At 58.4% G+C, this 13,968-nt stretch carries 13 protein-coding genes; 6 read left to right on the top strand and 7 right to left on the bottom strand.

Annotated elements, in window-relative coordinates; genetic code table 11:
- Window positions 1-151: 151 nt before the first annotated feature.
- The 3 genes from M5G26_RS29005 to M5G26_RS28995 form a co-directional block, all read right to left on the bottom strand.
- Window positions 152-1,810, bottom strand: coding sequence for a cation acetate symporter (locus M5G26_RS29005; protein WP_016987517.1), 1,659 nt, complete (start codon window positions 1,808-1,810; stop codon window positions 152-154).
- Window positions 1,807-2,118 (bottom strand): DUF485 domain-containing protein, encoded by a 312-nt coding sequence (locus M5G26_RS29000; RefSeq protein WP_007919908.1) that lies wholly within the window; start codon window positions 2,116-2,118, stop codon window positions 1,807-1,809. Before M5G26_RS29000 ends, M5G26_RS29005 begins: the two co-directional genes overlap by 4 nt.
- A gap of 248 nt (window positions 2,119-2,366) precedes the next feature.
- Window positions 2,367-3,218 carry a glycine betaine ABC transporter substrate-binding protein gene (locus M5G26_RS28995; protein WP_095119935.1) on the bottom strand — a complete coding sequence of 284 codons (852 nt, stop codon included), beginning with the start codon at window positions 3,216-3,218 and terminating at the stop codon, window positions 2,367-2,369.
- A 285-nt stretch (window positions 3,219-3,503) separates the two neighbouring features.
- Here M5G26_RS28995 and M5G26_RS28990 point away from each other — a divergent pair, with 285 nt between their 5' ends.
- A complete protein-coding gene (locus M5G26_RS28990) occupies window positions 3,504-5,099 on the top strand; it encodes a glycoside hydrolase family 17 protein (protein ID WP_273917145.1) in 1,596 nt (531 codons plus the stop codon).
- 95 nt (window positions 5,100-5,194) lie between these two features.
- Here M5G26_RS28990 and M5G26_RS28985 read toward each other — a convergent pair whose 3' ends face one another.
- A complete protein-coding gene (locus tag M5G26_RS28985; RefSeq protein WP_273917144.1) occupies window positions 5,195-5,563 on the bottom strand; it encodes a hypothetical protein in 369 nt (122 codons plus the stop codon).
- A gap of 224 nt (window positions 5,564-5,787) precedes the next feature.
- Here M5G26_RS28985 and M5G26_RS28980 point away from each other — a divergent pair, with 224 nt between their 5' ends.
- Window positions 5,788-7,086, top strand: coding sequence for a serine/threonine protein kinase (locus M5G26_RS28980; RefSeq protein WP_134178435.1), 1,299 nt, complete (start codon window positions 5,788-5,790; stop codon window positions 7,084-7,086).
- Window positions 7,079-7,867: an MlaA family lipoprotein gene (locus M5G26_RS28975; RefSeq protein ID WP_122608270.1), complete on the top strand. Its 789-nt coding sequence runs from the start codon at window positions 7,079-7,081 to the stop codon at window positions 7,865-7,867. The genes M5G26_RS28980 and M5G26_RS28975 overlap by 8 nt, the downstream gene beginning before the upstream one ends.
- A gap of 175 nt (window positions 7,868-8,042) precedes the next feature.
- Here the strand turns inward: M5G26_RS28975 and M5G26_RS28970 are convergent, their stop codons facing one another.
- Entirely contained in the window at window positions 8,043-8,957 is a 915-nt protein-coding gene (locus M5G26_RS28970; protein ID WP_273917143.1) for a DUF808 domain-containing protein, read from the bottom strand.
- Between the two features lie 135 nt (window positions 8,958-9,092).
- Between M5G26_RS28970 and M5G26_RS28965 the strand changes: the two genes are divergently transcribed.
- Complete coding sequence (locus M5G26_RS28965) at window positions 9,093-9,698, top strand: TetR/AcrR family transcriptional regulator (RefSeq protein WP_007919931.1); 606 nt, start codon at window positions 9,093-9,095, stop codon at window positions 9,696-9,698.
- 114 nt (window positions 9,699-9,812) lie between these two features.
- Here M5G26_RS28965 and M5G26_RS28960 read toward each other — a convergent pair whose 3' ends face one another.
- On the bottom strand, window positions 9,813-10,271 hold the full coding sequence (locus M5G26_RS28960) for an REP-associated tyrosine transposase (RefSeq protein ID WP_273917142.1): 459 nt from the start codon (window positions 10,269-10,271) through the stop codon (window positions 9,813-9,815).
- A gap of 213 nt (window positions 10,272-10,484) precedes the next feature.
- Window positions 10,485-10,925 (bottom strand): GlcG/HbpS family heme-binding protein, encoded by a 441-nt coding sequence (locus M5G26_RS28955; RefSeq protein ID WP_122600276.1) that lies wholly within the window; start codon window positions 10,923-10,925, stop codon window positions 10,485-10,487.
- Between the two features lie 268 nt (window positions 10,926-11,193).
- Between M5G26_RS28955 and gcl the strand changes: the two genes are divergently transcribed.
- Entirely contained in the window at window positions 11,194-12,969 is a 1,776-nt protein-coding gene (gene gcl, locus M5G26_RS28950; protein WP_007919935.1) for a glyoxylate carboligase, read from the top strand.
- Between the two features lie 145 nt (window positions 12,970-13,114).
- Window positions 13,115-13,897, top strand: coding sequence for a hydroxypyruvate isomerase (gene hyi / locus M5G26_RS28945; RefSeq protein WP_273917140.1), 783 nt, complete (start codon window positions 13,115-13,117; stop codon window positions 13,895-13,897).
- Window positions 13,898-13,968: the final 71 nt, after the last annotated feature.

Below are 13,968 nucleotides of genomic sequence, written 5' to 3'. Positions count from 1 at the left end.
GTAAGGGCGGAACCCTAAGCAGCCCTAACCGCAGCAACGGATATGTACACGATCCACACAAAAAACACGGCCTGCCCGATAACCGCCCAATAAAAATGCCCCGATCTCTCAACCGGGGCATTCAGCACAACATTACAAAACCATCAAACCATCAATGCGAAACCGCCCCACTAGCCCCCAACCCCGTCTGCGAACGCACAAACTGCGGGAAGAACAGCGCCCGCTCTTTATCCGCAGCCGCCGACTTATCAGTAATCGAGAAGAACCAGATCCCGACAAAAGCAATGATCATCGAGAACAACGCCGGATACTCGTAAGGGAAGATCGCCTTCTCATGATGCAGAATCTGCACCCAGATGGTCGGGCCAAGGATCATCAAGCCAACCGCACTCACCAGACCCAGCCAGCCGCCAATCATCGCCCCACGAGTGGTCAGCTTCTTCCAGTACATCGAAAGCAGCAGCACCGGGAAGTTACAGCTCGCCGCGATCGAGAACGCCAGGCCCACCATGAACGCAATGTTCTGGCTTTCGAACAGAATGCCCAAGCCAATCGCCAACACTGCCAAGGCAATGGTAGTGATCTTCGAGACACGAATCTCGTCCTTCTCGTTCGCCTTGCCCTTCTTGATCACACTCGCATACAGGTCGTGAGAAACCGCCGAAGCACCGGCTAGCGTCAGGCCTGCCACAACCGCCAGAATGGTCGCGAACGCCACCGCCGAGATAAAGCCGAGGAAGATACTGCCACCGACCGCGTTGGCCAAATGCACCGCCGCCATGTTGTTGCCGCCCAACAGCGCGCCAGCCGCATCTTTGAAGGCCGGGTTAGTGCTGACCAGCAGGATCGCGCCGAAGCCGATGATGAACGTCAGGATGTAGAAGTAGCCAATGAAGCCAGTTGCGTAGAGCACGCTCTTGCGAGCTTCTTTTGCGTCACTCACGGTGAAGAAGCGCATCAGAATGTGTGGCAGGCCAGCCGTACCGAACATCAGCGCCAGACCCAGCGAGAAGGCCGAAATCGGATCCTTGACCAGACCGCCCGGGCTCATGATCGCTTCGCCTTTGGCGTGAACCTTGATCGCCTCGGAGAACAGCGTGTTGAAGTCGAAGCCTACGTGCTTCATCACCATCAGCGCCATGAACGAGGCACCGGACAGCAACAGCACAGCCTTGATGATCTGTACCCAAGTGGTCGCCAGCATGCCGCCGAACAGCACGTACATGCACATCAGCACACCGACCAGAATCACCGCGACGTGGTAGTCCAGACCGAACAACAACTGGATCAACTTGCCGGCACCAACCATTTGCGCGATCAGATAGAACGCCACCACCACCAGCGAACCGCAGGCAGACAGGGTGCGGATCTGGGTTTGCCCGAGGCGGTAGGACGCCACGTCGGCAAAGGTGTATTTACCCAGGTTACGCAGACGCTCGGCGATCAGGAACAGAATGATCGGCCAGCCCACCAGGAAGCCGATCGAGTAGATCAGGCCATCGTAGCCGGAGGTGAATACCAGCGCGGAAATCCCCAGGAAGGACGCCGCCGACATGTAGTCACCGGCAATCGCCAGACCGTTCTGGAAACCGGTGATCTTGCCGCCCGCCGCATAGTAGTCGGCCGCCGAGTTGTTTTTCTTCGAGGCCCAGTAGGTGATGTAGAGCGTCGCACCAACGAAGGCGACGAACATCAGGATCGCCGGAATGTTCAGCGGCTGTTTGGCCACCTCCCCCGTCAACGCGTCAGCCGCCCAGACACTCGGCGCGAAAGCCGCAACACTCAATAAAGCCAGTAGACGCCGGATCATTGCTGAGCCTCCTTGAGAATCGCATTGTTCAGGTCGTCGAACTCGCCATTGGCGCGGCGCACGTAGATAGCGGTGAGGATGAATGCCGAAAGAATGAGTCCGACACCGATTGGAATTCCCCAGGTAATCGAGGACTCAGGACTGAGTTTCGCGCCCAGAATATGCGGCCCGTAAGCGATCAACAGGATGAAGCCAGAGTAAAGCCCGAGCATGATCGCCGAGAGTATCCAGGCGAACTTTTCCCTTTTTCGCACCAGCTCCTTGAATCGGGGACTGTTTTGAATCGAGAGGTAAATGCTGTCGTTCATTGTTTTTATCCTCGCAGCACAGATTATTGTTGGAACATAGCTAATGTATGCGGCTGCGAGCGCGGTAACAGACGACCTTAGTAGTAGAACGCCATGACGTATTTGCCATTCTTGAGCACACACAAAAAACTGTGGGAGCTGGCTTGCCAGCGATGGCGTCGTGTCAGCCAACTATTAGTCAACTGAGAGAACGCTATCGCGGGCAAGCCCGCTCCCACAGGGTTCGTGGTGAACGATGCTATTTCGGGTTATTTGGTCCAGTCGGCCACGCGATCCGGGTGTTTGGCGACCCAATCCTTGGCCGCCGCGTCAGGCTTGGCACCGTCCTGAATCGCCAGCATGACTTCGCCGATTTCGTCTTTCGACGCCCACTGGAAGTTCTTCAGGAACTTGGCCACTTCCGGTGCTTTGGTCGCGAGTTCTTTGCTGCCGATGCTGTTTACGGTTTCAGCTGCGCCGTACACGCCTTTCGGGTCATCGAGGAAGCGCAGTTTCCACTTGGCGAACATCCAGTGCGGCACCCAACCGGTGACCGCGATGGACTCGTTTTTCTTCTCGGCACGGGTCAGCTCGGCAATCATGCCGGCGCCGGAACTGGCTTTGAGGCTGTATTTGTCGAGGCCGTAATCCTTGATCGCCTGATCAGTCTTGAGCATGACGCCTGAACCGGCGTCGATGCCGACGATGCGGTTTTTGAAGGTGTCATCGGTTTTCAGGTCTTCGATCGACTTGGCTTTCACATACTCCGGCACGATCAGGCCGATTTTCGCATCCTTGAAGTTCGGGCCGTAATCGACGACCTGATCCTTGTTCTTCGTCCAGTATTCACCGTGGGTCACTGGCAGCCAGGCCGAGAGCATGGCGTCGAGTTTGCCGGTGGCCACGCCCTGCCACATGATCCCGGTGGCGACGGCTTGCAGTTTCACGTCGTAGCCGAGTTTCTGCTTGATCACTTCGGCCGCCACGTGAGTGGTCGCCACGCTGTCGGACCAGCCATCAACGTAACCGATGTTCAGGGTCTTGGTTTCCGCACTGGCCAGTGTCGCACTCATCGCCAGCGCCAGAGCGGCACCTGCGCCTAAAAGTCGTCGCATCTTCATCGTTACTTCCCCGAAATGCTGCGCCCGACGGATGGCGGGCGACGTCAACGTATTGTTATGGTGCACAGCGCCCCCATCACGCCTGACCGCAAACTCGCTGGAACATCAGTGGAGTGCTGACGCTTCGATCATCAACCTGACGACGCTCGCGACCTGCTCTGCCAGCGACCTCAAGACAACGAGAAACGACATCACAAGGCCATTAATCGCGACTCTATAAATGACGCCAAATAATCCGCCCGAACTTTGCATGTCAAAATCATGCGGGCCACCAACCCTCTATAAATGCAGGTAACATGCGTCGCTTTGCAGCCACTCGGCCTGACCATGTCCGCGACTTCCCGCTTTCCCCTTCTGCCTTACCTCTTCGCCTGCCTGCTGGGGCTGTTTGCCCTCGCCGGCTTCTGGTATGGCCTTGGCCAACCGGTGATTCTGCCGGACGCTGCGACCCCGACGCATAAATTGCAGTGCGCCTCCTACACCCCGTTCGATAAAGACCAGTCACCGTTCGACGTGCCATTCAAACTGCGCCCGGAGCGCATGGACGCCGACCTCGCATTGCTGGCGACACGCTTTGAATGCATTCGTACCTATTCGATGACGGGCCTTGAGGCACTGCCGGATCTGGCGCGTAAACACGGCTTGAAATTGATGATCGGCGCTTGGGTCAACAGCAACCCGGTGGACACCGAGAAAGAAGTCGACCTGCTGATCGCCTCGGCCAACGCCAACCCGGACGTGGTCAGCGCGGTGATCGTCGGCAACGAAGCCTTGCTGCGCAAGGAAGTCACTGGCACGCAACTGGTCCGGTTGATCAATAAGGTCAAGAGCCAGGTCAAGCAACCGGTCACTTACGCCGACGTCTGGGAGTTCTGGCTCAAGCATCCTGAAGTCGCGCCAGCGGTGGACTTTCTGACTATTCATTTGCTGCCGTACTGGGAAGATGATCCGTCGAACATCGACGTCGCCCTGCAGCATGTGGCGGATGTGCGCCAGGTGTTCGGTAATAAATTCGCGCCGAAAGACGTGATGATCGGCGAAACCGGCTGGCCAAGCGAAGGCCGCCAGCGCGAGACCGCCCTGCCGAGCCGGGTCAACGAGGCCAAGTTCATTCGTGGTTTTGTCGCGATGGCCGAGAAAGAAGGCTGGCATTACAACCTGATCGAAGCGTTTGACCAGCCGTGGAAGCGCGGCAGTGAAGGCGCGGTTGGCGGTTACTGGGGCTTGTTCGATGCCGACCGTCAGGACAAAGGTGTGCTGGCCGGACCGGTGACCAATGTGCCGTACTGGAAGGAATGGCTGGCGGTCGGTGGTTTGATTTTTCTTGGCACGCTGATCCTTGGCGGTCGCGTTCGTACCACGCGCTCGGCGCTGGTGTTGCCGTTGCTGGGCGCCCTCGCCGCTTGCTCGATTGGCGCTTGGGGTGATCTGGCGCGGGTGACCACACGGTTTGCCAGCGAATGGCTGTGGGTCGGCTTGCTGACCGCGTTGAACCTGTTGGTCTTGGCGCATGCGGCGCTGACGCTGAGTGCTCGCACTGGCTGGCGTCAACGTGCGTTCAATCTGCTGGAACGTCGCGCCGGCTGGCTGGTCGCGGCGGCAGGTTTTGCCGCTGCGGTAATGATGCTGGAGATGGTCTTCGATCCGCGTTATCGCAGCTTTGCGAGCATGGCGTTCGTGCTGCCGGCGCTGGTTTATCTGTGCCGTCCGGTGAGCGTGCCGCGTCGTGAAATTGCCTTGCTGACCTTCATTGTCGGCGCGGGGATTGCGCCGCAGCTGTATCAGGAAGGTTTGCAGAATCAGCAGGCGTGGGGGTGGGCGTTGGTGAGTGTGTTGATGGTGGGTGCTTTGTGGCGCTGCCTGCGTGTTCGCAAGGACTGATCAAAAGCAAGATCAAAAGATCGCAGCCTTCGGCAGCTCCTACAAGGTGTACACCATCTCAATGTAGGAGCTGCCGCAGGCTGCGATCTTTTCCATCAGGCAGTACGGGACTCGCGGACCAACCGCAACCCGGCAATCACCAACGCAAACACCGCCAACGTGGTGTTGTACAACGCGAGTGCCGGCGCCCCGACCGCCAGCGCCAGCACCGCCAGCCACCACCCTGCCCGCCCCGGCAAGACAAAACCGATCAGCGCTGCGCCCAGTGCCGTCCAGCCCAGCACCTTGAAGTGAATCATCAATCCAAGGCTGGAACGCACCTGACATTCCCAACGGCTGGCCTCATCGACGCAGATGCCGACCCACTTGCCGTCCTCCATAAAGCCATAACGCGCGCCATAACTGGCGGCCAGCCACAACGGCAATAGAACGAGCAGCACAATCACGGGCAAGCGGCGGGACATGAAGCACTCCAATCTTGAGAAATCGGCGGCCAGCTTAATCTGCCGTCATGCATACGCAAGCGCTAACAACACTTAACTGTTCATTCAGGGCGTGCAAAGTGTATCGTCCAGCTACTATTACTCCGAATTCTGCCTGTTTGGTGCCGCAGCATGGCACTTTGGCGCACACCCGGTGGTCATAGCCTGCGAACTTCATTCGGCACCTTCCTCTAAGGGATCTAGTCATGCTCCGTTCCTTGCGCTTCGCCGCGCTGTTCAGCGGCCTTATTCTGAGTGCGTCCGCACTGGCGGTGGATATCGACGCCGCCAGTTATGGCTACCCCCTGACCAACCCGTTCGAGGCGACCATCGCCACGACTCCGCCGGACTTGCGCCCGGAATTGCCGCTGGACGACGACATCAATCAGACGGACCGCAGCGTGACCCTGCGCCCGGAACGCGAGTTCATTCTGCCGGACAACTTCTGGGCGGTGAAAAAGCTCACCTACCGTATCGCCACCCAGGACAAACCGGCACCGCTGATTTTCCTGATTGCCGGCACCGGCGCGCGTTATGACAGCACGCTCAACGAATACCTGAAAAAACTCTACTACAAGGCCGGCTACCACGTCGTCCAGCTGTCGTCGCCGACCAGTTTCGACTTCATCAGCGCCGCCTCACGCTTCGCCACGCCAGGCGTGACCAAGGAAGACGCTGAGGACATGTACCGGGTGATGCAGGCCGTGCGCGCGCAGAATCCAAAGCTGCCAGTCACCGAGTATTACCTGACCGGCTACAGCCTCGGCGCCCTCGATGCCGCCTTCGTTGCGCATCTGGACGAAACGCGCCGCAGCTTCAACTTCAAGAAAGTCCTGCTGCTGAACCCGCCGGTCAACCTCTACACCTCGGTGACCAACCTCGACAAACTGGTGCAGACCGAAGTCAAAGGCATTAACAACAGCACCACATTCTATGAACTGGTGCTGGCCAAGTTGACCCGCTACTTCCAGCAGAAAGGCTACATCGACCTCAACGATGCGCTGCTCTACGACTTCCAGCAGTCCAAGCAACATCTGACCAACGAACAGATGGCGATGCTGATCGGCACCTCGTTCCGCTTCTCGGCAGCCGATATTGCATTCACCTCGGACCTGATCAACCGTCGCGGCCTGATCACCCCGCCGAAATTCCCGATCACCGAAGGCACCAGCCTCACGCCGTTCCTCAAGCGTGCGTTGCAGTGCGACTTCGACTGCTACCTGACCGAACAGGTCATTCCGATGTGGCGTGCGCGCACCGACGGCGGCAGCCTGCTGCAACTGATCGATCAGGTGAGCCTGTATGCGCTCAAGGATTACCTGCACGACAGCCCGAAAATCGCCGTCATGCATAACGCCGATGACGTGATCCTCGGTCCGGGCGACCTCGGTTTCCTGCGCAAGACCTTCGGTGATCGACTGACCGTTTATCCACTGGGCGGCCATTGCGGCAACCTTAACTACCGCGTCAACAGCGACGCCATGCTGGAGTTCTTCCGTGGCTAAACATCTCCTGCTGATTGCAGCGCTACTCTGCGCAGGCGTGGCCCAGGCCGACAACAGTAAAGCCAACGCGCCCGTGGTGGTCGACAGCGACGGCTTCAAAGAGCCGCTGTCCAAACTCAAATTCAACCCGGGGCTGGATCAGCGTGAATTCGAGCGTTCGACGCTCAACGCGCTGAACGTCTACGACCCGCTGGAGTCGTGGAACCGCCGGGTTTATCACTTCAACTATCGCTTCGACCAATGGGTGTTCCTGCCGGTGGTCGACGGCTATCGCTACATCACCCCGAGCTTCGTGCGCACCGGCGTAAGCAACTTCTTCAACAACCTCGGTGACGTGCCGAATCTGGTCAACAGCCTTTTGCAGTTCAAAGGCCAGCGTTCGATGGAAACCACCGCGCGCCTGCTGCTCAACACCACCATCGGCATCGCCGGCCTGTGGGATCCGGCCACCGCCATGGGCCTGCCGCGCCAGAGCGAAGACTTCGGTCAGACCCTGGGCTTCTACGGTGTACCGGGCGGCGCCTACTTCGTACTGCCGATCCTCGGCCCGTCGAACATCCGTGACACTGCAGGCCTGGCTGTCGATTACACCGCTGAATCGGCGATCAACTTCCTCAACGTCTCCGAAGTCAGCTCCAACCACCCGGAAATCTGGGCGCTGCGCGCGGTCGACAAGCGCTATCAGACCAGCTTCCGCTACGGTCAGATGAACTCACCGTTCGAGTACGAGAAAGTGCGGTACGTGTATACCGAAGCGCGCAAGTTGCAGGTCGCCGAGTAATTTCGGCAGGCACAAAAAAAGGGCCATTCGATGCGAGTCGAATGGCCCTTTTTCATGCAGCAACACGAGTCCAATGTGGGAGCGAGCCTGCTCGCGAATGCGGTGCATCAGACTCGAAACAGGTGACTGACTCGACGCTTTCGCGAGCAGGCTCGCTCCCACAGGGTTACTGCGTTCAGCCTTTGATGGCTTTCCAGATTTTGCCGACGACAGAAACCACCGCCAACACCACCGCACCAGCAATAATCCCCGCGACACCATTGAGCAACATCGGCACCGCAAACCCGACACTGCCGGCCGCCGCGCCAACGCCCTCAATCCAGTCATGCACCACCGGCACACCGTGGGTGAGGATGCCGCCGCCGACCAGGAACATCGCCGCCGTACCGACCACCGACAGGGTTTTCATCATGTACGGCGCGGCGCTGAGGATCGCGCTGCCGATTTTCTTGGCCATCTGCCCAGGCTTTTGCGTTAGCCACAGACCGAGATCGTCGAGTTTGACGATACCCGCTACCAATCCATAAACGCCGACAGTCATGACGATGGCGATACCGGACATCACAATCACTTGCTGAGTCAGCGAGGCAGTTGCGACGGTGCCCAGAGTGATCGCGATAATCTCTGCCGAAAGGATAAAGTCAGTGCGAATCGCGCCTTTGATCTTGTCCTTCTCGTATGCCACCAGATCGGTCGCCGGATCAGCAACTGCCTCAGTCAGTTGCGCATGTTCGGCCTCGTCTTCAGCCTTGCTGTGCAGAAATTTGTGCGCAAGCTTCTCGAAACCTTCGAAACACAGGTACGCGCCGCCGACCATCAACAACGGCGTCACCAGCCACGGCACGAATGCACTGATCGCCAGCGCCGATGGCACGAGGATCAGTTTGTTGACGAAAGAACCCTTGGCCACCGCCCAGACCACCGGGATTTCCCGCTCGGCACGCACGCCGGAGACCTGCTGGGCATTGAGCGCCAGGTCGTCGCCGAGCACGCCGGCGGTCTTCTTGGCGGCCATTTTGCTCATCAACGCCACGTCGTCCAGCACGGTGGCAATATCGTCGACCAGCACCAGCAAACTGCTTCCTGCCATGAATCCTGTTTCCTTTTATGTATGAATGGTGCGAAGCATAACGCGACCTTAGACCACGCGGGGCATTCTTGAGCGCTGCGCGAGGCCGGTGCTACCATGCGCAACCGCCAGAACAGGCAAGGAACCACCGGGTTTATGAGCACAATCCGCGAGCGCAACAAAGAACTGATCCTGCGTGCCGCCAGTGAGGAGTTTGCCGACAAGGGCTTCGCTGCGACCAAAACCAGCGACATCGCTGCCAAGGCGGGATTGCCCAAGCCCAACGTCTACTACTACTTCAAGTCCAAGGAAAACCTCTACCGCGAGGTATTGGAAAGCATCATCGTGCCGATTTTGCAGGCCTCGACCCCGTTCAATCCGGACGGCGTACCGAGCGAAGTGCTGAGCGGCTACATCCGCTCGAAGATCCGCATCTCCCGCGACCTGCCCTTCGCCTCGAAAGTATTCGCCAGCGAAATCATGCACGGCGCCCCGCACCTGAGCGCCGACCTGGTCGAGCAGCTCAATGGCCAGGCCAAACACAACATCGACTGCATCCAGAGCTGGATCGACCGCGGCCAGATCGCCCCGATCGACCCCAACCACCTGATGTTCAGCATCTGGGCCGCGACTCAGACCTACGCCGACTTCGACTGGCAGATTTCTGCGGTCACCGGGAAAGACAAGCTGGATGAGGCGGATTATGAGGCCGCGGCGCAGACGATTATCCGGTTGGTATTGAAGGGGTGTGAGCCGGACTGATAGACCGCGGTGACTGCTTCGCGAGCAGGCTCGCTCCCACATTGGATCTGTGGCGTTCACAAATCCCCTGTGGGAGCGAGCCTGCTCGCGAATGACGGCAACACAGAATAACGCTCAAACCCAAATCGCATCCCACAGCGGATAGTCGCCAAGCTTCTTAACCAAACCAGCCCGCAACGGGTTAGCCACGACATACCGAGCCAACTTCACCAGATCATCCTCTCTGCGCAATGCACGATCATGAAAGCCTGATTGCCAAAGACTGGTCTGTCGACCCGTCGAGAGATTCACGGCTTTGGTGCTGAGGGATTTTGTACGCTGCATCAACTCGCCGAGCGAACCGCGTTTCAATTCAATCAGCCAATGAAAATGATCTGGCATGACTACCCAGGCCAACGTACTGGCAATGCCCACTTCCTCTGCGACGTGAAATTGGCTGGCGACCAATCGACCCAGTGCAAAGTCGCTGAAAACAGGCTGCCTTCCCGCCGTATTGGTTGTCAGCAGGTAGATGCGGTTGTGTTCGGAGTAACGACCAATGCGCAAACGATTTGAAGCAGATAGATTCAGCATTCCTTCGCCTTTTCATGTCTTGATCATGAAAAGGCTAGTTCTGTGAATGTGGGAGCAAGTGTCAGGTTTTTAGCAAGATGTGTTTTTGAGATCGTATTCGCGAGCAGGCTCGCTCCCACAGGGGGCTTGGGGTATTCAGACATTTTGTGTCCGAGCACAAATCCAATGTGGGAGCGAGCCTGCTCGCGAAGGCGGTTAATCAGACGCTACAGATCAAGCCGCCACCCCCGCATCCGCCCGCAACTCCAGCGCCTCCACCGCTTTAATCGCCACCTGCTCATCAATATCCGACAAATCCCCGCTGATCCCGATCGCGCCCAGCACATTCCCCGCCTGATCCCGAATCAACACACCACCCGGTGCCGGCACGACGCTGCCCTGCCCCATGCTGTTGAGTGCGGCAATAAACGCCGGGCGTTGTTGTGCGTCCAGTGCCAGCAGGCGCGAGCCTTTACCCAGAGCAATCGCGCCCCAGGCTTTGCCGATGGCGATGTTCGGGCGCAGCAGGCTGGCGCCGTCTTCGCGTTGCAGGGTGATCAAGTGGCCGCCGGTATCGAGTACCGCGATGGTCAGGGGGGCGGCGGAGATTTCCCGCCCTGCATTGATGGCCTGGTTGACCAGGTTGACTGCGACTTCCAAGGTTAAAGCGCTCATGGTGCCGTCCTCATTTTGTTATAGGGAAAGTCGTGGGGCTGCGGTTTTCTGCCGCAGCCCGATACAACAAATAGAACACAATGAGTTATTTTTTTGTATACAATAATTCTCGAAAAGCGCCACATGCGACGAAAAGCCACACTCAGACAGGCTTCCGACGAATGAAACAGGCGCTTGAGAAAATGGATTGACCTGCGCCGTCCGCCGTGAATAAACTCTGCGCAAAGCCACTTGTATACAATTACAAAACGTAAAGAGGCACAAAACCATGAGCAAAATGAGAGCAATCGAAGCCGCCGTTCTGGTGATGCGCCGTGAAGGGGTTGATACCGCTTTTGGCATCCCGGGCGCTGCCATCAACCCGCTGTACTCCGCCTTGCAGAAAGTCGGTGGCATCGATCACGTCCTTGCTCGCCACGTTGAAGGCGCCTCGCACATGGCCGAGGGCTACACCCGCACCAAGGCCGGCAACATCGGCGTGTGCATCGGCACTTCCGGCCCTGCCGGTACCGACATGGTCACCGGGCTCTACAGCGCCTCGGCCGACTCGATTCCAATCCTCTGCATTACCGGCCAGGCACCCCGCGCCCGTATGCACAAGGAAGACTTCCAGGCTGTCGACATCACCAGCATCGTCAAGCCAGTCACCAAGTGGGCGACCACTGTTCTGGAGCCGGGCCAAGTACCTTACGCGTTCCAGAAAGCGTTCTTTGAAATGCGCTCCGGCCGTCCAGGTCCGGTGCTGATCGACCTGCCGTTCGACGTGCAGATGGCCGAAATCGAATTCGACATCGACGCTTACCAGCCGCTGCCATTGGCCAAGCCGACTGCGACCCGCGTTCAGGTTGAAAAAGCTTTGGCTTTGCTCGATCAGGCTGAGCGCCCACTGCTGGTGGCCGGCGGCGGCATCATCAACGCCGACGCCAGCGATCTGCTGGTTGAGTTCGCTGAACTGACCGGCATCCCGGTGATTCCGACCCTGATGGGCTGGGGCACCATCCCTGACGATCACCCGTTGATGGTCGGTATGGTCGGTCTGCAGACGTCGCACCGTTACGGCAACGCCACCATGCTGAAATCCGACGTGGTGTTGGGGATCGGTAACCGTTGGGCCAACCGTCACACCGGTTCGGTTGACGTTTACACCGAAGGCCGCAAGTTCATTCACGTCGACATCGAAGGCACGCAGATCGGTCGTGTGTTCACGCCGGATCTGGGCATCGTTTCCGACGCCGCTGCTGCGCTGACCGTGTTCATCGAAGTCGCTCGTGAATGGCAAGCCGCCGGCAAGCTGAAAAATCGCAGTGCCTGGCTGCAAGACTGCCAGCAGCGTAAAGCCAGCCTGCATCGCAAGACCCACTTCGACAACGTGCCGGTGAAACCACAGCGCGTTTACGAAGAAATGAACCAGGTGTTCGGCAAGGACACCTGCTACGTCAGCACCATTGGTCTGTCGCAGATTGCCGGCGCGCAGTTCCTGCACGTCTACAAGCCGCGTCACTGGATCAACTGCGGCCAGGCAGGCCCGTTGGGCTGGACCATTCCGGCAGCGCTGGGCGTGGTGAAGGCCGATCCGAGCCGGAAAGTCGTGGCCCTGTCGGGGGACTATGACTTCCAGTTCATGATCGAAGAACTGGCGGTCGGCGCTCAGTTCAAACTGCCGTACATCCACGTCGTGGTGAACAACTCGTACCTGGGTCTGATCCGTCAGGCGCAGCGCGGGTTCGAAATGGACTACTGCGTGCAGCTGTCCTTCGATAACCTGAACGCGCCGGAACTCAACGGTTACGGTGTTGACCACGTCGCAGTGGCTGAAGGCCTCGGCTGTAAGGCGCTGCGTGTGTTCGAACCGTCGGAAATCGCCCCTGCCCTGCGCAAGGCCGAACAGATGATCGAAGAGTTCAAGGTGCCGGTGATCGTCGAGATCATTCTGGAGCGTGTGACCAACATCTCCATGGGTACCGAGATCAACGCCGTCAACGAATTCGAAGACCTGGCGCTGGTCGGCAACGATGCGCCAACGGCGATTTCGCTGCTCGACTGATCCGCCATGGCCTGATGCCCCTGTAGGAGCTGCCGCAGACTGCGATCTTTTGATCTTTGTTGTTAACAGATCAAGATCAAAAGATCGCAGCCTTCGGCAGCTCCTACACAGGGCCATCAACATTAATTTGCAACGGGAGACCACCATGCCGCGTTTCGCAGCCAACCTGTCCATGCTGTTCACCGAACAGGATTTCCTTGCCCGTTTCGACGCCGCCGCCAAGGCCGGTTTCAGCGGTGTCGAGTACCTGTTCCCGTACGACTTCAGCTCCGCCGAAATCAAGGCAAAGCTCGACGCCAACGGTCTGACCCAAGTGCTGTTCAACCTGCCGGCCGGTGACTGGGCCAAGGGCGAGCGAGGTATCGCGTGCCTGCCGGATCGGATCGAAGAGTTCCGCGCCGGTGTCGATCTGGCGATTGCCTACGCGCAAGTGCTGGGCAACACCCAGGTCAACTGCCTGGCCGGTATTCGTCCGCAAGGCGTTGACGATGCCACCGTAGAAAAGACCTTCGTCGCCAACCTGAAATACGCCGCCGACAAGCTGCAGGCAGCGGGCATCAAACTGGTGATGGAAGCGATCAACACCCGCGACATTCCAGGCTTCTACCTGAACAACACGGCGCAAGCCCTGTCGATTCGCGAGCAGGTCGGCAGCGCCAACCTGTTCCTGCAATACGACATCTATCACATGCAAATCATGGAAGGCGATCTGGCCCGCACCCTGCAATCGCACCTGGGCGAGATCAACCATGTGCAGCTCGCGGACAACCCGGGGCGTAACGAGCCGGGCACTGGCGAGATCAACTACCGCTACCTGTTCGAACACCTCGATCGCATCGGCTATCAGGGTTGGGTGGGTTGCGAATACAAGCCGCTGACCACCACTGAAGCAGGCCTCGGCTGGCTGAAAACCCACAACGCAATCTGAACGAACACATGACCCTGTAGGAGCTGCCGAAGGCTGCGATCTTTTGATCTTGACCTTCAAAAGCAGAATCA

Origin of the sequence: Pseudomonas sp. TNT2022 ID642 (assembly GCF_028656995.1) — a bacterium.
Taxonomy (GTDB): Bacteria; Pseudomonadota; Gammaproteobacteria; order Pseudomonadales; family Pseudomonadaceae; genus Aquipseudomonas.
The sequence above is the reverse complement of the archived record's forward strand: the minus strand, read 5'-3'. Positions and strand labels throughout refer to the sequence as shown.